Source organism: Reyranella sp. (genome assembly GCF_050185545.1).
Taxonomy (GTDB): Bacteria; Pseudomonadota; Alphaproteobacteria; order Reyranellales; family Reyranellaceae; genus Reyranella.
Genome location: NZ_JBFWZI010000148.1, coordinates 1 through 18,819, shown reverse-complemented (window position 1 = coordinate 18,819; position 18,819 = coordinate 1). Strand labels below are relative to the sequence as shown.

The following is an 18,819-nucleotide window of genomic DNA, read 5'->3' as shown; positions in this document are numbered from 1 at the left end:
TCAATGTCGAAGGGCTGCACGAGCCCGACCAGAAGGCGTGGGGCCTGGCGCACGTCGCCTACACCTTCCGCGACATCGGCCAGCTGCTGTCGACCTGGCGCCGCCTCAAGGACAAGGGCATCGAGCCATACCGGCCGATCCATCACGGCCCGACGATCTCGATGTACTACCGCGACCCCGATGGCAATTCGGTCGAGCTGCAGGTCGATCGCTTCAAGACCAAGGGGGAGTGTTCGGCCTATTTCATGACCGACGCCTTCCGCAAGAATCCGATCGGCGTCGCTTTCGAGCCGGCGGAGATGGCGGCCGCCTACGAGGCGGGCATGCCGGAGAGCGAGCTCATGAAGGTGCCCGACGGACCGCCGGCGCCGCTCGGCTCGGCGCGACGCTAACCAGGAAGATCGGACTAGCTCGAGAACAGGAGGACCAGCGCCGTCCCGCCAATGGCGACGACGGCGAAGGCCATGCCGATCACCATGAAGCGGCGCGGCCGGTAGGTTTCCTCGTCGATCGTCTGCGACACGTGGACGTAGTGCCACGAGGCGCCGAGCATGATCAGCACGCCGAGTGCGATCAGGGCGATGCCGACGGTTTCGGCGTGGCGATTGACGGCCTGCTCCGACGCCGACGTGCGATGGAACTCGAGCAGGAACAGGCTGAAGCGGTTCAGCGCGACGCCAAAGGTCATGACCGCGATCGAGGTGCGGACCCAGGCCAGGACGGTCCGCTCGTTGGCGAGATGCTCGGTCACATGATGTGTTTTGAGCTTCGGCTGATCCACTGAGGCCTCCCCATGGGCGAAGAAGAAGGGCGCGACACCGGCAGGATCGCGCCCCATGTTCTCCAGTCAAGGAACCGCCCACGGGGAAGGTGCCCCAGTCATACGGGGCGGAGGGGGAAAGCCTCGGTCGGGATCTCTGAAGTTCCGACGTCGGAATCGGAATCATCTCGAGCGTGGCTTTCCCCCTCCGGCCCTTTGGGCCACCTCCCCCGACTACGGAGGAGGAACGAAGAACGTCAGTTGTACTTCGCGATCTCCAGCCGGCCGACCTGGTCGCGATGGACCTCGTCCGGGCCGTCGGCCAGGCGCAGCGTGCGCTGGTGGGCGTACATGCTGGCGAGCTTGAAGACCTGGCTGACGCCGCCGGCGCCGTGCAGCTGCAGGCAGCGATCGACGACCTTGGAGCTGATGTTGGGCACCGCCACCTTGATCATGGCGATCTGCTGGCGCGCTTCCTTGTTGCCGAACTTGTCCATCGCCCAGGCGGCCTTCAGGACCAGCAGGCGGGCCATGTCGATCTCCATGCGCATGTCGGCGACATGGGCTTTGGTGACGCCCATCTCGGAAATGCGCTGGCCGAAGGCGACGCGGCTCTTGGCGCGCTTGATCGCCATCTCGAGCGCCCGCTCGGCGACGCCGATGGCGCGCATGCAGTGATGGATACGGCCCGGGCCAAGGCGGCCCTGGGCGATCTCGAAGCCGCGGCCTTCGCCCAGCAGGATGGCCGACTTCGGCACCCGCACATTGTCGTAGACCACCTCGGCATGGCCGTGCGGCGCGTCGTCGTAGCCGAACACGTGCAGCATCTTGACGATCTTGATGCCGGGCGTGTCGCGCGGCACCACGATCATCGACTGCTGGCGGTAGGCCGGCGCGTTGGGATCCGACTTGCCCATCAGGATGATGACCTTGCAGCGCGGGTCGCCCATGCCCGACGACCACCATTTGCGGCCGTTGATGACGTAGCTGTCGCCGTCGCTTTCGATGCGGCATTCGACGTTGCGCGCGTCGGACGAGGCGACGGCCGGCTCGGTCATGGCGAAGCAGGAGCGGATCTCGCCGTTGAGCAGCGGCTTCAGCCACTTCTCCTTGTGCTCGGCCGAGCCGTAGCGGGCGAACACCTCCATATTGCCGGTGTCGGGAGCCGAGCAGTTGACCGACTCCGAGGCGATCGCGGACCGGCCCAGCACCTCGCAGATCGGCGCATAGTCGAGGTTGGAGAGACCCATCGTGCCGTGCGTGTCGCCCGAGGCGCGGTCGGCCGGGAGGAACATGTTCCACAGGCCGCGCTTCTTCGCCTCGGTCTTGCACTCCTCGAGGACCGGCGGGAGCGACCAGCGATCCTTGGCCTTCTCCATCTGCTCTTCATAGACGGGCTCGGCCGGATAGATGACCTCGTCCATGAACTTGTTGAGCTTCTCCAGCAACGCCTTGCTGCGATCGGAGTATTCGAAATCCATATGGCCTCTCCCTCTCAGTGCTGCGGCGGAATGTGGCCGAAAACCGGGCCGATGTGAACGGACATTCAGGCCGCACCCGGCTGTTCGCGGAGCGGATGGAAATTGGCCATGTAGCTCGCCCGCATCGGCCGCAGGACGAGGAGCGCCAGGACGGCCGCCAGGGCGTTCATGGCCGCAGCCGCGAGGAAGACGAGGTGCCAGCTGCCGCTTTCGGCCATCAGCAGGGAGGCGATCGGTATCAGCAGGCCGGCCATCCCCTTGGCCGTATAGAGCAGCCCGGCATTGGTGGCTGCATAGAGACTGCCGAAGCAGTCGGTGCAGGTGGCGGGGAAGAGGCTGTAGATCTCGCCCCAGGCGAAGAACACGATCCCGCCCAGCAGAACGAAAAGCAACGGGTCGCTGCCGTAGTGACCGAGGGCGACGATGCCCAGCGCCTCCAGCCCGAAGGCGATGAACATGGTGGTCTCACGGCCGATGCGATCCGACACCCAGCCGAACAGCGGGCGGGTGACTCCGTTCAGGACCCGATCGATCGACAGCGCGAAGGTGAGCGCCGGCAACGTGATGCCCAGCAGGCTGACCGGTACATGGGCTACCTTCATCTCGTGCGCTATCGGCGCCAGCTGCGCCGTTGCCATCAGGCCGCCGGCGCCGACCAGCACCATCATGAAATAGAGCAGCCAGAAGAGCGGCGCGCGCACAACCTCGGCCGGGGTGTGGCTGGGCTTCGCTCCCGACGCCGCGGTCGGCGCCCCGTCAGCCGATAGTCCGTCCGCCGATGCCCGGTGAGCTGGTGCCGCACGCAGGAACGGCGCGAGGGCGAGAATGACCAGACCCTGCCCGACGCCGAACCACAGGAAGGCCGCCTCGTAGCCGCTCGTCTGGATGATGCTCTGGATCGGGATGATGGTGGCTGCCGAGCCGATGCCGAAGCCCGCCGCGGTGACGCCGGCGGCAAGGCCGCGCCGATCGGGATACCATTTCAGTGCATTGCCGATGCAGGTGCCGTAGACGCAGCCGACGCCGATGCCACCCAGGGCGGCGCCCACGTAGAGCAGGGCGAGCGAGGAGGCGAAGGCATTGACGATCCAGGCGAGCCCGATCAGCACCCCACCCACGATGACGATGATGCGTGGGCCGAAGCGGTCGACGAACCATCCCTCGAAGGGCACCAGCCAGGACTCGCAGATGACGAAGATGCTGAAAGCGACCTGGATCGCCGGCAATCCCCAGCCATACTTGTGGTTGATCGGCTGGACGAACAGGGTCCAGCCATACTGCAGGTTGGCGATCATGACCATGCAGACGACGCCAGCGAACAACTGCAGCCAGCGGCGGCCCCGCGGCAATGCTGGTGTGCCGCCTGTCATCGACCCCGGCTCCCGGCCGGCCGGTCGAGCTCTCCCCAATGCCCCATGCTAAGATGGTAGCATGTCTCAGGACATTGCCCTTGGCCGGGAATACAAGCGCCGCGTCGTGCATGCCTTCCACGAGCGCGTGGCCAAGGTCGTGCTGTTCGGGTCGCGGGCGCGTGGCGATTCGCGACCCGATTCCGACTGGGACATCGCGGTGTTTCTGACCGACGATCCGACGCTCGACGATCGCTATCGACTGACCGACCTCGGCACCGATCTTCTCGTGGATACCGGCGAGTTTATCCAGCCCGTTGCTTTGCCGCTGCGACGGGCAGGCGAGGAGAGCTACCGGATGCAGGCGATCCGGACCGACGGGATCGATTTGTGATCGAGGAGGTCCGTCGACATCGTCGTCGAGCCGGCCGGTTGCTCGGTATGGTTACGGAGCGCTGGCAAAACGAGCTTCCCGAGGTTGTCTGCCACAGGGCGTACTATGCGATGTTCCATGCGGCGTTCGCGCTCTTTGCGAGCCGGAACCTGGCGTTTGCCCAAGTCCCATGCCGAGGTGAATGTACGGTTCAGCGAACATTTCCGTCAGGCGCAGCCCGATGGGCGAGAGCAACTTGGCCGCCTGGCGCGCGCACTCAGTCGGCGGCTCGTCGCGGACTACGACGCTGTCGATACGCTTACGATCGATGATGCACGGCACGCGCGAGATGATGCGGTGTCATTCGTCGCGTTCTGCGAAAGGTTGATCGACGAAGCATAAGGTCACGGCTTGCCGCCATGTCGCCTGCTCCTCAATATCGGCGACCAAGCAAGATTGGGAGAAGCGCCGTTGGACAGCGTCATGAGCACGCCCTTCAAGCCGATCGACTTCCTGAGCCGCGACGTTCGGGTCGACCGACGGGACGACGGCACGATCATCCTTCAATCGAACCACCGGCTGAAGCCCTACGAGAAGCACGTGCCGGCGTTCCTCGCCAGGTGGGCCGCGCAGGCGCCTGACCGGATCTGGCTGGCACAACGCCGCGGGCCCGACCGTGAATGGCTGAAGGTCACCTATGGCGAGGCAAAGCGTCAGGTCGATTCGGTCACGCAGGCGCTGATCGAGCGTGGCTTCGGGCCGGACAGGCCGGTGATGATCCTGTCGTCGAACTCGATCGAGTTCGCCCTGCTTACCATGGCGGCGATGCAGGCGCGCGCGCCGATTGCGCCGGTGTCGCCGGCCTACTCGGTGATGAGCCAGGACCACGCCAAGCTGCGCTACGTCTTCGATCTCATCAAGCCGGGCCTGGTGTTCGTGCAGAACGGCGAGATCTATGCCCGCGCCCTGAAGGCGCTGGACCTCGAGGGCGTGCTGCTGGTTCATGTCGACAAGGCGCCAACCGAGATGCAGTCGCTGCCGTGGAGCGAGCTCCTGGCGACGCGCCCGACCGAGGCCGTCGCGCGCTCGGTCGAGATGATCGAGCCCGGCACGACGGCCAAGTTCCTGTTCACCTCGGGCAGCACCGGAATGCCCAAGGCGGTGATCAACACCCAGGAGATGATGTGCGCCAACCTGGCGATGGGCCAGATGGCGCGCACGCGCCGGCCCGACGATCCGCCGGGGGTCATGCTCGACTGGCTGCCGTGGAACCACACGATGGGCGGCAACGCCACCTTCCAGGGCAATCTCGCCGACGGCGGCACGACCTACATCGACGACGGCAAGCCGCTGCCCGGCCTGTTCGAGGAGACGCTGCGCAATCTGCGCGAGATCTCGCCGACCTACTTCGCCAACGTGCCGGCGGGCTACGCCATGCTGGCGACGGCGCTGGAGAATGACGATGGCCTGGCGCGGCGATTCTTCAGGAACCTGAACTCGCTCGCCTACGGCGGCGCGACCCTGCCGTCCGATCTCTACGAGCGCATGGAGGCGCTGGCCGTCAGGTACACCGGCTTTCGGTTGCCCTTCGTCACCGGCTGGGGCGCGACCGAGACCGCGCCGACGGCGACGACCGTGCACTGGGCGTCCGAGCGCGTCGGCCTGATCGGCCTGCCGTTCCCCGGCGTGCAGCTCAAGCTCGTGCCGACCGGCGAGGAGGGCCGTTACGAGCTCAGGCTCAAGAGCGTGATCGTGACGCCGGGTTACTATCGCCAGCCCGACCTCACGGCGCAGATGTTCGACGAGGAAGGCTTCTACAAGATCGGCGATGCCGGCCGCTTCGTCGATGCCGAGGACCCGAGCTGGGGCCTGATCTTCGACGGCCGCGTTGTCGAGGACTTCAAGCTGATGAGCGGCACCTTCGTGCTGGTGGGTACGCTGCGCGCGACGGCCATCGCGGCGGCCAGCCCGGTGCTTCAGGACGCCGTGATCTGCGGCCAGGACCGCGACTATGCCGGCCTGCTGGGCTTTCCCAATGTCGCCGCCTGCCGCCAGCTCGCCGGAGAGGACGGCGCCAAGCTCTCGACGCCCGAGCTGCTCGCCCATCCCGCCGTGGTCGGCGTCCTGCGCGAGGGGTTGGGCCGCATGAACCGGGAAGGCAAGGGCTCGTCGATGCGCGTCAAGCGCGCGCTGCTGATGACCGAGCCGCCGTCGGTTGACGGCCACGAGATCACCGACAAGGGCTATATCAACCAGCGCGCCACGCTCGAGCGCCGCAAGGCGCTGGTCGACAGGCTCTATGCCGGCGGCGAAGGCGTGATCGAGATCGGTTGACGCGTTCTCGAAGAAGTGGTTGGGCGGAAACGTCGGGGCAGCAACGTGCGATTTCTCTTTGGCGATCATGTGCTGGATGCCGACCGGCGTGAACTTCACCGGGGTGCGGACGCCATTGCCATCGAGCCGCAGGTGCTGGATCTGCTGATTTTCCTGCTGCAGAACCGCGACCGTGTCGTCACCAAGGACGATCTAGTCGCCTCGGTCTGGGGAGGTCGGATCGTCTCGGAGTCGACCCTGACGAGCCGTATTTTCGCTGCGCGCAAGGCGGTCGGCGACGACGGTCAGCACCAGAAGCTGATCCGTACGATTGCGCGCAAGGGTCTGCGTTTTGTCGGCGACGTGCGCATCCTCCCGGACCGCCCGGAGCCGGCAATTGCGCCGGATCGGCGGCAGCCGGACGAATTTCGTGAGTCCTTGCATGCGGCTCCGGGACTATCCGAGCGACCGGGCATCGCCGTACTTCCCTTTGCAAATTCGAGCGGCGATCCGGAGCAGGAGTACTTTTCAGACGGCGTTGCCGAAGACATCCTGACAACTCTATCGAAGTCGCGGGCGTTGTTCGTCATCGCGCGCAATTCGACCTTTACCTACAAGGGCAAGGCGACCGCCATCACGGACATCGGTCGCGAGCTTGGCGTCCGCTATGTGCTGGAAGGCAGTATCCGAAAGGCCGGCAGCCGCATACGGGTGACGACACGGCTCGTCGACGCGGCAACAGGTCGGCAGATCTGGGCCGAGCACTACGACCGCGACGTGGCCGACGTTTTCCTGGTGCAGGACGAGATCGCCACGAGCGTTTGCGAGGCGATCCAGCCGCGGGTCGAGCGCAGCGAGCGCGAGCGCGCGGCGCGCAAGGCGCCGGAACGTCTGGACGCCTGGGAATGCTTCCACCGCGGAATGTGGCATCTCGCGAATACCGAGGCTGAAGAGATCGCGAAGGCTCGCGGCTTTTTTGCGCGCGCGATCCAGCTCGATCCGCAATTCGCCCGGGCGGATGCCGCACTCGCCCAAAGCTATCTCAATGAAGTCACCATTTTCCGTCCCGATCTTCGCAACGTGAATGTCCCTCAGGCGCTCGAGCACGCGAGGAACGCGGTCAAGAAGGATACGACCGATGCTGCAGCACATGCCGTGCTGGCGCGTGCCCTCTGGATGTTAGGATCGCATGAGGAAAGCCTTGCCGAGGCCGATCTCGCGGTCAGCCTCGAACCCAATTCTGCGGTGGCCTACGGCGCCCAAGGGGGCGCACGTCTCTGGGGCGGGCGGCCTCGGGACGCGATCAAACCCCTGCAGACGGCAATGCGTCTCAGCCCGTTCGATCCTCTCATCCCTCTATGGTTGCACTATGTCGCTCGCGCGCACTACCTGGCGGAGGACTATGCTGCCTCGATACGGGTTGCACAGCAGTTGCGCCACTCGTTTCCACACTTCCGGCCGCCTTACAACACATTGCTGGCTGCGCTCGGACAGACCGGGCAGGTCGACGAGGCGCGCATCGTGTTCGCCGAAGCATTGGAGCGTTTCAACGAGGCTTTCCGTACCTACCTGTCGCTCCCGTTGAACGAGCTCAGGGAACTGCGAGCCGAAGACCGCGAGCATGTGATCTCCGGATTTCGCAAGGCGGGGCTGGTCGCGTGACCCTGCGCGAGCGGCTCGGCCGCATGAACCGGGAGGGCGGCCGAGCCGATCGGGACATCATCGAGGTCGCTGAGAGCCGGCAGGATCGGCCTCCTCCGGCTGGGTGGCCGACGACGTGCCGGAGATGCCGGTCCAGCTGTGCAGCCGGGGCATCAATGCCTTGAAATCCCGCTCGAGCGGAGGTGCTTCGCGAATCGCCGTGCCTGCGCTGGTGGAGGTGACGCGAACCTCGCCGGCAGCTGTCACCGACACGCGAGTATCCTCGGGCTTGGCGCCGGCGAACAGCGTCGTGATGTCGATCGTGTCGGACAACGGCGCGCCGGTGCCGGCGTGGAACAGGCGCAGCCGCGCGCCGATCGTCACGGCGATGACGGCACTGCCCGGAGCGCTGATGAGGTCGATGCGTTCGTCGGCGGCCGGCCTGCCGAGGGGCGCACGCCAGCGCAGGTTACCGGTGGAGGGGTCGATCGCCAGGAGCGTGCAATCGTTGTTGAGCGCCAGCGCGAGGGCCGGGGACAGCGACAGCAAGGGTCGATCGAGCAATTGGCGACCGTTCGCCGCCGTGCCGTAATAGTGACAGGCATCGCTCGAATCGCCGACCAGGGTCGCGATGGGGATCCGCCGCTGCAGCCGCCAGCCCGATGCATCTCTTTCGAAGACCCACACTTCGTCGTTCTCGGTCAGCACGAGCAGGCGCTCCGGGCTCGATGTGAAGGCGGCCTGGACGACCTTGCCCGCCGGCATGCGGCCAAGCGGCACATGGCGGTATCCGATCAGGTCGAACAATTGAAGTGGCGCCGCGCCGATGTGCTGGCTGATCGTCAGCATCCAGCGTCCGCCCGGACTGAACACGTGCCCGGCGTTGATGGTGGTGAAGTCAACCCGGTTCGGCTGGCAGCGCGCACCGGGCGGCGCGTCGCGCACCTCGCACTGGGTGACGTTCACCAGGCTGTTTCCACTGACCGTTACCGACCAGATGATGGTCCCGCCCTCCACCGGCACCGCGCCGCAGGCCACCGCGCATTCCTCGAGGTCGTGGAAGTAGGGCGCCCAGTCGGCGGATTCGCGATCTGCGAGCTTCTCCAGCGCCTCCATCGTTCGGGCGAGCAGCGCTGCGTTGAACGCCGTCGAAACCGCCAACGGCGTCGATTGGCTGGCGTCGTGACGCCACAGGCGGGCTTCGCCCAGCAGACTTGGAAAGTCGAACCGGGCAATCGGCCGGAGAGGCTGCAAGGCCACCATGTCGACGCCGGATTCCGGAAGGATTTTCGCGAACGCCTGCGCAGCCGCGGGCAGGTCACTGCGCGGCTTCTCCGAATCCGGTTCGTCCAGCTCTTCGCGCGACACGACACAGGATGAGGCGAGCAGCCAGCCTGCCTCGTCCTTCTGACGCAACACCATTGCCAATCGGCCGCTCGCCGCCGGCCGAACGGCCTCGCTGGAGGGCGTCCCGACGGTTGGCGATGTCGCTCCAGGAGCGACGACCAGGATATGGCAGGGGTGAACGATGGTTGGTTTGTCCTCGTCGTTTGTGGTTTCGAGCTGGCTGGCGGCCGCGACAACGACACGCCCATCGGCGGCGGATGCGAAGGCCTCGAACGTCAGTCGGGTCGGAAAGGCTTGCCGCAGCACGGGCCGCATGTCGGGCAGGGCGAGAAGGAGGACTTCGCCCGGGGCGACGACGAGAAGGTGGTCGGCGCCAACGCGAACGGCTTCGAATGGTTCGTCGGCGGCCACGATTGGCATGGACTGGGCGCCAAGCACCAGGTGATTGCGTCCGCCCTTGCGCAGCAGGGCACCCTGGGCATTGGCGACGACGCGGTCCAACGGCGAGAGGCGGGCGAGCCAGAAACGGAACACGTCGCCGTAGTCGCGCGCGAACTCTTCGCCGGAGTTTCCAATCACGCGGCCCAGGGCGGCGACGGCGTGCGGCACGTCGCCGGTCGCCAATTGCACGAGGGCGCCTTCTGCTTGGCGATGACTGGCGAGCGCTTCCGCGCCTCGCCGTTCCAGCAGCAGGCTGACGCCGAGCGCGATCAGCGCGGCGGTGACGGCGAGGCCAGCTCCTGCAGCCATCGCCAGCCGTTGTCGGCGTCGCGCCTGGTCCCACGGGATCAGCTCGCGAAGGGGAATGTCGGCAATGCCGGCAATGGCGCGCAGGAGCTCCAGTCGGGTCGACGAGCGCGGTCGGCCGAGCTGCCAGCCGTCACGCAGATCGAGGACAAGGGGCTCGCGGCTCTTGAGCGGCTCGGGGAGCGCATTCTCGGTCTCGCCCGACAACAGCAATGGAATGATCTGGGCCTTGTCGCCGCGTTTCGTCAGGTACGCTTCGATCTCCCGAGTGACCCAGCCCGACGCGCTGGCGCTGCTCGAGCAGCAGACGAGCAGGATCGCGGCGCTGGCGATCTCGCCCGGCAACTCGTCGCCGAGATTCCTCGCCCGCAGGTCACTGCGGTCCCGAAAGATTCGCAGCCGGCGCCGCGCCTGGCCGGCATGCGGCGGCAGCGGAAATTCCTGGAGAAAGGCGTGGACGCGCTCCGCTGCGGCGGAATCACGGTGGCTGTAGCTCAGGAACGCGTCCCACCCTTCCGGCGCCGCGTCGCCGGGGGTCGATGGGAGACCTTCCATGTCCCTGTCCCTCCGCTTGCACGCCGTCAGCATGCGCCTGGCGGCGACTTCCGTCGACCTCCAGGTGCGGTCGCTGGCAGCGGCGTGACGTCTTGCAGCCCATCGACGATACAGCTTGTCATTCATCGCAGGGAAACCGCATGTCTGCAGAGAGCATCAGCCGGCGCCTTTCGCGTTGGGTGACGGCGCTTGCCTATTCGGATCTTCCGCCGGAGGTCCTTGACCGCGCTCGCGGCGTCGCCCTGCAAGGCTTGTCCTCATGCCTGCTCGGCCATGGTTTCCCGGAAACGATGCAGGCCATCCGCCTCGTCGAGGAGGAAGAGCTCGGCTGCGGCGGCACGACCACGACACTCGTCGACGGGCGGCGCTTCACCCGGGCCGGAGCCGCCTTCATCAATTCGGAGATGATGTTTGCCGGGGGCAAGTGGGACACCTTCCGGATGGTGGTTCGCCCGAGTTGCGCCGTCCTGCCCGCGGCACTCATGGCTGCCGAGGCAACACGCTGCTCCGGACAAAAGTTCCTGACCGGAGTAGCGGCCGGCTACGAGGTCATGGAACGCCTGGCGGCAGATTTCGTCCCTACCATCCTGGCGCGGGGATTTCATGCCGGCGCCGTGTTCAGCATCTTCGGGGCCGCGGTTGCTGCCGCCAAGATCATGGGCCTCGATGCGGGACAGGTTCACGGCGCGCTCGCCCAATGCGTGAACCTGGCTGCGGGCAACCTCGAAGGCGGCCGCAGCGGCGGTCGCTCCGTGCGTGAAGGTGCGGCCGTACGAAACGCGCTGCTGGCTGTCGGCCTGGCGCGGCAGGGGATACCGGGTGGCGAGACGGTCTTCGAAGGCGAGGCCGGCTTCTATTTCGCCTATGCCGGAAGCAAGGAAGGGCACTTGAGCCACAGCTTCGCGGGTCGACGCAACGCGGACTTCACTGCCAACACCGAGAATCTCGGCGAGCGTTGGGTGTTCCTCGAGACCCTTTATCGCATCAACCGGATCGAAGTCTATGCGCGGCTGACCGAGGCGGAGCTGGCCGGCAAACCTGCCGATGAAGCGCCGGTTTCGCGTACGGCTCAGGCGGCCTGACGACCCACGTTCTTGACGCAGGTCAATGCGTGCGCGGGTAGCAGATTCGTATTTCTATACCGCATTCAGGCTCGCCCATTCGCTTCTGACAGGGGCCATAGATGCTCGAATACAAGGTGACAGCAAGACGACTCGACGCCCACGGCAGCGTCGCGGCCTGCAAGGACGCGGAAGTCGTGCTCGACACCGACGTGAAGGGACGGTCAGACGCATTCAATCCCGCCGAACTCTTTCTGGCGGCCTTGGCTCCTTGCATGATCAAGAGCATCGAGCGGGCGGTCCCTCTGCTCCGCTTCGATCTGCGTGGCGTCGAAGTCAGTCTCCACGGCGTCCGACAGGACAGCCCGCCGAAGATCATCTCGGTCGACTACGAGCTGATTTTCGACACTGACGAGAACGACCGGCGTCTTGAACTCCTGCATACCAACGTTCGCAAGTTCGGCACCATTTTCAACACGGTATCGGCGGCAACAGACTCGAGGGCCGAATGATGCGCCCTCAGAGGAGCTGAACGGCCGCGGATTTCACAAGCATCTTGAGGAGGTCGCAAATGTCCAATCGCGAAGTTGTTCTCTGCTCCCCGCTCAGAACGGCCATCGGCACCTATGGCGGAAGCCTGAAATCGACGCCCGCCACCGCGCTCGGAGAGGCGGTCGTGAGAGGCGTGCTCTCTCACGCCGCGCTCGACCCGGCGAAGGTCGCCAGCGTGGTGATGGGCAATGTCATCCAGGCCGGCAACAAGATGAATCCCGCGCGCCAAGCGGCGATCAACGGCGGCGTGCCGGTCGAGGTGCCCGCCATGACCGTCAACCGCGTCTGCGGCTCGGGCGCCCAGGCCATCGTCTCGGCAGCCCAGGAGATCTGGCTCGGCCACGCCGATGCGGCGATCGCTGGTGGCATGGAAAATATGGACCTCGCCCCCTACCTGATGGCCGGCGGGCGCTGGGGCTATCGCATGGGCGACGCGCAGATCTACGACAGCATGCTGCGCGACGGGCTCAACGACGCCTTTTCCGATCGGCATTCAGGATGGCATACGGAGGAGCTGGTCAAATCCCGCCAAATCACGCGCGAGGATCAGGATCGCTGGGCCGAGCGCTCGCAGAAGCGCTTCTCGGCAGCGCAAGGCGCCGGCAAGTTCGACGATGAGATCGTGCCAGTCGAGCTTTGTGAGCGGAACAAGCCCGGCACCTTTCGCAAGGACGAGCACAACCGTGCGGATACGACACTCGAGAGCCTCGCCAGGCTGCGCCCCGCCTTCCGCAAGGACGGCACCATCACGGCCGGCAATGCGCCGGGGCTGAACAGCGGCGCGGCGGCGATGGTGGTGGCCGAGCGCGGCTTTGCCGACAAGCAGGGACTGAAGCCCGTGGCTCGGCTAGCCGGCTACGGTATCGGCGCCGTGGAGCCGGGCATGTTCGGCCTGGGGCCGGTGCCGGCGGTGCGCCAGGCGCTGGCGCGCGCCGGCTGGTCGATCAAGGACATCGAACGGGTCGAGATCAACGAGGCCTTCGCCGCAATCGCCATCGCCGTCTACCGCGAACTCGGCTTTGCGGAGGACGTGGTCAACGTCGAGGGCGGCGCCATCGCCCATGGCCATCCCATCGGCGCGACGGGCGCGGTCCTCACCACCCGTCTGCTGCACTCGATGCGGCGCGACGGGCTCAGGCGCGGCGTGGTGACACTCTGTATCGGCGGCGGCCAGGGCATCGCCCTTGCGCTGGAGTCGCTCGCGTGATGCGTCGCGCATAGCGGCAAGTCGATGCCTGGACAGACGGCTGGCGACACGTCTCTTGCAGTGGACGTGTCCCGTCATGTCTGGGAGACCAAATACAGGTATCGAGACAGCACGGGCGGCGGCGATCGCACTGTCGAAGACAGCTGGCGTCGCATGGCGCGGGCGTTGAGCGCCGTCGAACCACGCGACCGGGACCTCTGGGAGCAACGGTTCTTCGACGTGCTGAAGGGCTTCAAGTTCCTGCCTGGCGGACGGATTCAAGCGGGCGCCGGTACCGGCCGCAACGTCACCCTGTTCAACTGCTTCGTCATGGGGACAATCGAGGACTCGATCGAGGGCATCTTCCGTGCCCTCCACGAAGGCGCCATTACCATGCAGCACGGCGGTGGCGTCGGCTATGACTTCTCGACCCTGCGCCCGCGCGGCGCGCGCGCCAAGGGCGTCGGCGCCATCGCTTCGGGTCCCGTCTCGTTCATGAAAGTATGGGATTCGATGTGCGCGACGATCCTGTCGACCGGAGCCCGTCGCGGCGCCATGATGGCGACGCTCCGCTGCGACCATCCGGACATCGACGAGTTCGTTTCGGCAAAGCGCGCACCGAGCGCACTGCGGCACTTCAATCTTTCGGTTCAGGTGACCGACGCCTTCATGGACGCCGTGCGGCGGGACGCTGAATGGCCATTGATCTTTCCAGATGTCGGGGACGATGGATCGGGCGGGTCGATATTCCGGGAGTGGCCAGGATATCGCGGGCCAGTCCGCTGCCGGATCCATCGCCAGCCTCGTGCTCGCGCCCTGTGGGAACACATCTTGCGTGCGACCTATGACTACGCCGAGCCGGGGGTCCTGTTCATCGACCGCATCAACAGGCTCAACAATCTCTGGTATTGCGAGCGAATTACCGCGACCAATCCCTGTGGGGAGGTTCCCCTGCCACCTTACGGCGCCTGCGACCTCGGTTCCTTGAACCTGACCCGATTCGTTCGCGATCCCTTTACCCCGTACGCGAGCATCGATGAAGCAGACCTCGTCGAGACGACCAAAATCACCACGCGCCTCCTCGACAACGTGACCGACGCCTCGCGATTTCCGCTTCCGCTCCAGCAGGAAGCCGCGCGACGATCGCGGCGGATCGGCCTGGGCATCACGGGCCTCGGTGACGTGTTAATAATGCTCGGCTTGCACTACGCAAGCCCGGCAGCGCGCGAGACGGCCGCCAGCTTGATGCGAGTCACCTGCCATGCGGCGTACCGATCGTCCGTGCAGCTGGCGGACGAAAAGGGCTCCTTTCCTGCTTTTGACCGGGACAAGCATTTGCAGGGCCCGTTCATAGCGTCTCTCCCCGCGGACATCCGCGCCGGTATCGTCCGACAGGGAATTCGCAACAGCCATCTGATCGCGATCGCGCCGACGGGAACCATCAGCCTTCTTGCCGGGAATGTCTCCAGCGGACTTGAACCGGTGTTCGCAGGCGCCTTCGAACGCAAGGTACTCAATGAAGACGGCAGCAGAACCGCGTTCGAGCTTGTGGACTACGCGCTCGCCTTGTGGCGACAGCTCAAGGGTAATCCTGCAGATGTGCCGCCCGGTTTCGTGTGTGCGTCCGAGCTGCTGCCTCAAGATCACATCGCAATGCAAGCGGCGTTGCAGCCCTATGTCGATAACTCCATCTCGAAGACAGTTACGATACCGGAGGACTACCCCTTTGACGCCTTCGCGGGGATCTACGAGGCCGCGTTCGACATGGGCCTCAAGGGCTGCACGACCTTCCGGCCCAATCCTATTACTGGCACCGTCCTGACCGAGGCGGACCTGAACGCTTCTGCACCGCATTGCTGCGCGATCGAGCGCGAGCCTGATTGAGTTCCTGAGATGGCCCGCTCGAGCCACGCTTCTGTCGGCGCTGCACGAACGAAGGCGAAAATCAGCACAAGGCTGAGCAATGCGACATCGAGGGAAAGCAGGGCTCAAGCGGATACAATCCGAGTCGATGCAAACGGAGATGCCGCCGGGTGGCTGTTTGGCGTTCTAACGGTCTTCCTCCGCGCCGCGATGGGCTTCAAGGCCGTGAGGAACCAGATAAGTCATGGCCGGCAAGTATTGCAGGCGTCGGAATGCTGCGAAAGGGCTCACCCGACACCATGAAGGCATTCGCCTCACTGTCGACAGCTGCCACGGCATCGAACGCCATCGATACAAAGACAAAGGAGCTGATGGCACTTGCCATCGGCACCACGGTCCATTGCGACGGCTGCGTTGCCTACCACACCAAGATGGCGCATCAGCACGGCGCCGCGCGGGAGGCGGTTGCCGAGACCGTTGCGCTCTCCATCTACATGGGCGGCGGACCGGCCGCGGTCTATGGGGCCGATGCACTGCGTGCATATGATCAATTTGGCGCCGCCGGCAAGAATGCATAGACGACTGTCACGCGTGCCGGCGGAGGTTCCTTACGATCAAATCGGAGCGGCACTCAGTGACAGTTTCAATCAGCGACGATCATTTCACTGCTTGGTGCAAGAATGGCTCCTTGCGGCGGAAAATACAAATGACCGCGTGAAAGTCACCCGTGTCGTTCACAAGGCTGCTGGAGCACGCGTTGGGACTGCCCGAGAAACCTTGGCACGACTGAGATGACTGGGCGAAGGGGGCTTGAGTGAGATCCGCAAGTGAGGATCTGCTTGAAGGACGTCAATCAGGATTGGATTCCGCGAGCGCCAGAAGCCGTTCGGCTCCCACGGGCTCTTCCGCCTGAAACGGGATGACGGCGACGCGTGTCGCCAAGCCGCCCGTCACCTTGGCCATCTCCGCCACTTCGGCGGCCGCACGCGAGCGTAGCACCGGATCGATTGTCTCGGCCGCGGCAAGGCTGCTGTTGATGATCCAGGCAAACGGCTCAATGCCGGCGCGACGCAAGTCGTCCTGTAGGGCGGCGGCCTCGAGCACGGGGGTCGTCTCGGGCAGGGTGACGATCAGGATCCTGGTGTAATTGCGATCCTGCAGCAGCATCAGTGGCGTGCGCACCCGCACACCCTCCGGCATGTTCTGAGTTAGTTGCCGATGGTAGGCGCCGGCGGTGTCGAGCAGCAGCAGCGTGTGTCCCGTCGGCGCGGTGTCGATGACGACGACCTCCTTCCGCGCCGACACGATCACGCGCGAGAAGGCCTGGAACACGGCCAATTCTTCGTAGCAGGGCGATTGCAGCTCCTCGCGCAACAGCGCTAGCTGCTCAGGCGATTTATCGGTCCTTGCCGCCTCCACCGTCTTCGCGCGGTATTGCCGGACCTCCTCCTTGGGATCGATATGGGTCACCCTGAGGTTGGGCACGCCCTCCGACAGCGTCTCATGCAGGTGCTGCGCAGGGTCGGTCGTCGTGAGGTGCACCGTCTTGCCGCGCGCGGCGAGTGCAACGGCGACCGCGGCGGCAACGGTGGTTTTTCCCACGCCGCCCTTGCCCATCACCATGACGATGCCCGTGTCGGAAGCGGCGAACGCGTCGACCAGGGAATGAAGCAGCATGAGCCCGGACGGCAAGGCGAGATTTGCCTCCGGAGGTTCGCCTGCCTCGTCGGGCGCCTCGGCCAGGAAGCCGCGCAACGTCTCCAGGCCTACGATGTTGCGGCGACGAAGCGGAATGCGGGATTGGGGCAAGTCCTTCAATTCCTTGGGCATGCCGGCCAGGGCCACGGCCCCTCGCCGTTCGACCGCCCGCGCGAGCGGATCGTCCGCAGCACCGGCATGGTAGACCGCGTTGATGACCAGATGCTGATTGGTCATCCCCTGCCCGCGCAGCTCGACGCTGGTGCGGGCCGCCTCCAAGAGAGCGACGCGATCGGGCCGGGCGACGATCACGACTTCCGTCGAGGCCGGGTCGGACAGGGCGCGGACGGTCATCTCGTAGCGGTCGCGCTGCGCGCGCAAGCCGGACAAGGGACCCAGGCACGACGCGTCCCCCGGCGAGGCTTCGAGGAAGCCGGTCCAGGCAGCCGGCAGTTCGAGCAGCCGCAGCGTATGGCCGGTGGGCGCCGTGTCGAAGATCACGTGATCATAGCCGTCCGTTTTCTCCCGGTCGCCCAGCAGCAGGGCGAACTCGTCGAAGGCGGCGACCTCGACGGTGCAGGCGCCCGACAGCCTTTCCTCGAGCAACGCAATTTCGTTCGACGGAAGAACAGACCGGTAAGGTGCGACCGTGCGCTCGCGATAGTCGCGCGCCGCCTGCTCCGGGTCGATGTTCATGGCATCGAGTCGTGTCATGCCATTGGTTGCCGTCGGCGTGTTTGCGAGCTTCGTCTGCAGGACGGCATCGAGGTTCGACGCGGGATCGGTGCTAACCAGCAGAACGCGCCGGCCGGCATCCGCCAGGAAGACCGCGCTGGCGCAAGCTAGCGACGTCTTGCCGACACCACCCTTGCCGGTGAAGAAGAAGTGGCGCGGGGGTGCTTCCAGGAAGTTGGGAGCACCGCGCGGCGGCGGCGCCCTCTGCTTCTGCTCGGCCGCCGAAAGCGTCATTTCAGAACCCCTGGATCACTCATGCCTGGCGATGCTGGCGGGGGCCGGTACTGAAAACAAGCCCGGCTGTGCCGATGGACGAAGGGCGACCGTCGGCCCGAGCCGACGAGGAAATGGCTTCTCACCGGTGTGGCGTCGCTCATCCAATCTCCCCCAAAGGGGAGGAGGCCATGAGCGAAGCGACGAGAGGGTGTGTCGTTTTTCCCCGCGCACCTGCCATAGTTCATCAGGTGAGATCCCAAGGTCTTGAAATCCGCCTGCCAGTCGCGCCGACCGGCGGCCGACCCAAGCGGTAGCAAGAGATGATGCAGGGCACGATGAATCACCGCATACCTCGACCTGACGTCCGCCGTAGTCTTTCGTAGTTTGTCGTACGAGATCGAGTAAAAGGTGGTTGCGGGGCCCCGATTTGAACCTGCTATCCCCCACCTTCACCCTTGTTGGCGAGCCCAAGGCGGTCGCGGTCGGAAGCCGTCGCGCCGCCGACCAATTCCGGCTTCAGAATGTAGAGTTCACGGGCGTCGACCCTTTCCGCCTTCCGCTCAGGAAGCGCGATCGGGCAGCGCGTCTCCTCGCGATGGTCAGCCAGGAGCTTCTGCACGTCGTACTGGCTGCCGAACTTGAAGAGGCTCCTCAGGAAGTTGGTCTGGCCGCGCGCGAGGTGGCCGGCGGCGATCGCGGTGCAGTCTCTGAGCGCCCGCCAGCCCATGTGCTTCTTGAAGAGGATCTGCTGGGTCTTGACCAGCTCCTCGTAGAACCGTGCCAGCGGCAGCCTTGTCGGCAGCACGGCATGCTGCACGTCGAACAGTTTGTAGTTACGGGTGGTGAGGGTTCTGGCATCGGTGGTCCAGGTTTCGGTTCCGGGGTAGGGCGTGTTGACGGTCAGATGCACGATCTCGGGGACTGACAGCGCCCACTCGCGCA

The 18,819-nt window shown here is 65.4% G+C and carries 14 protein-coding genes and 2 pseudogenes; 9 read left to right on the top strand and 7 right to left on the bottom strand.

All coding sequences use genetic code 11. The features are described 5' to 3' along the window. The coding region (locus AB7O82_RS28460; protein WP_428620762.1) for a VOC family protein at window positions 1-392 on the top strand (392 nt) is incomplete at its 5' end. A gap of 14 nt (window positions 393-406) precedes the next feature. On the opposite strand, the gene AB7O82_RS28455 is transcribed toward AB7O82_RS28460, so the two are convergent. The 3 genes from AB7O82_RS28455 to oxlT all read right to left on the bottom strand — a co-directional run bounded on the left by AB7O82_RS28455 (window position 407) and on the right by oxlT (window position 3,611). Continuing rightward, entirely contained in the window at window positions 407-781 is a 375-nt protein-coding gene (locus tag AB7O82_RS28455; protein ID WP_428620761.1) for a YidH family protein, read from the bottom strand. Between the two features lie 236 nt (window positions 782-1,017). Further along, window positions 1,018-2,241, bottom strand: a complete 1,224-nt coding sequence (locus AB7O82_RS28450; RefSeq protein WP_428542067.1) for an acyl-CoA dehydrogenase family protein — start codon at window positions 2,239-2,241, stop codon at window positions 1,018-1,020. Between the two features lie 65 nt (window positions 2,242-2,306). Next, the gene (gene oxlT, locus AB7O82_RS28445; RefSeq protein WP_428620759.1) at window positions 2,307-3,611 is read right to left on the bottom strand and encodes an oxalate/formate MFS antiporter; all 1,305 of its coding nucleotides are present in this window, start codon (window positions 3,609-3,611) and stop codon (window positions 2,307-2,309) included. A 61-nt stretch (window positions 3,612-3,672) separates the two neighbouring features. Here oxlT and AB7O82_RS28440 point away from each other — a divergent pair, with 61 nt between their 5' ends. The 3 genes from AB7O82_RS28440 (at window position 3,673) to AB7O82_RS28430 (ending at window position 7,938) form a co-directional block, all read left to right on the top strand. After that, the gene (locus tag AB7O82_RS28440; RefSeq protein ID WP_428620758.1) at window positions 3,673-3,984 is read left to right on the top strand and encodes a nucleotidyltransferase domain-containing protein; all 312 of its coding nucleotides are present in this window, start codon (window positions 3,673-3,675) and stop codon (window positions 3,982-3,984) included. A gap of 462 nt (window positions 3,985-4,446) precedes the next feature. Beyond that, window positions 4,447-6,297 (top strand): AMP-binding protein, encoded by a 1,851-nt coding sequence (locus tag AB7O82_RS28435; protein ID WP_428620756.1) that lies wholly within the window; start codon window positions 4,447-4,449, stop codon window positions 6,295-6,297. A 45-nt stretch (window positions 6,298-6,342) separates the two neighbouring features. Beyond that, window positions 6,343-7,938, top strand: coding sequence for a winged helix-turn-helix domain-containing tetratricopeptide repeat protein (locus tag AB7O82_RS28430; protein ID WP_428620754.1), 1,596 nt, complete (start codon window positions 6,343-6,345; stop codon window positions 7,936-7,938). A gap of 57 nt (window positions 7,939-7,995) precedes the next feature. Here the strand turns inward: AB7O82_RS28430 and AB7O82_RS28425 are convergent, their stop codons facing one another. Together AB7O82_RS28425 and AB7O82_RS28420 are read right to left on the bottom strand one after the other, a co-directional pair. Then, window positions 7,996-9,888 carry a hypothetical protein gene (locus tag AB7O82_RS28425; protein WP_428542122.1) on the bottom strand — a complete coding sequence of 631 codons (1,893 nt, stop codon included), beginning with the start codon at window positions 9,886-9,888 and terminating at the stop codon, window positions 7,996-7,998. 315 nt (window positions 9,889-10,203) lie between these two features. Continuing rightward, window positions 10,204-10,566 (bottom strand): annotated as a pseudogene (locus tag AB7O82_RS28420) (TIR domain-containing protein); the annotation flags it as partial. Window positions 10,567-10,745: 179 nt separating this feature from the next. Here AB7O82_RS28420 and AB7O82_RS28415 point away from each other — a divergent pair. From AB7O82_RS28415 to AB7O82_RS28395, 5 genes are all read left to right on the top strand, one after another. After that, window positions 10,746-11,648, top strand: coding sequence for an MmgE/PrpD family protein (locus AB7O82_RS28415; protein ID WP_428542119.1), 903 nt, complete (start codon window positions 10,746-10,748; stop codon window positions 11,646-11,648). Window positions 11,649-11,749: 101 nt separating this feature from the next. Further along, window positions 11,750-12,139: an OsmC family protein gene (locus AB7O82_RS28410; protein ID WP_428542082.1), complete on the top strand. Its 390-nt coding sequence runs from the start codon at window positions 11,750-11,752 to the stop codon at window positions 12,137-12,139. Window positions 12,140-12,198: 59 nt separating this feature from the next. Beyond that, window positions 12,199-13,386 (top strand): thiolase family protein, encoded by a 1,188-nt coding sequence (locus tag AB7O82_RS28405; protein WP_428542085.1) that lies wholly within the window; start codon window positions 12,199-12,201, stop codon window positions 13,384-13,386. Between the two features lie 66 nt (window positions 13,387-13,452). Then, entirely contained in the window at window positions 13,453-15,249 is a 1,797-nt protein-coding gene (locus AB7O82_RS28400; RefSeq protein ID WP_428620752.1) for an adenosylcobalamin-dependent ribonucleoside-diphosphate reductase, read from the top strand. Window positions 15,250-15,500: 251 nt separating this feature from the next. Next, complete coding sequence (locus AB7O82_RS28395; RefSeq protein WP_428542091.1) at window positions 15,501-15,806, top strand: carboxymuconolactone decarboxylase family protein; 306 nt, start codon at window positions 15,501-15,503, stop codon at window positions 15,804-15,806. A 271-nt stretch (window positions 15,807-16,077) separates the two neighbouring features. Here AB7O82_RS28395 and arsA read toward each other — a convergent pair whose 3' ends face one another. Both arsA and AB7O82_RS28385 read right to left on the bottom strand, forming a co-directional pair. Continuing rightward, window positions 16,078-17,895, bottom strand: coding sequence for an arsenical pump-driving ATPase (gene arsA, locus AB7O82_RS28390; protein WP_428542094.1), 1,818 nt, complete (start codon window positions 17,893-17,895; stop codon window positions 16,078-16,080). Window positions 17,896-18,313: 418 nt separating this feature from the next. After that, window positions 18,314-18,819, bottom strand: a pseudogene (locus AB7O82_RS28385) (hopanoid C-3 methylase HpnR); the annotation flags it as partial.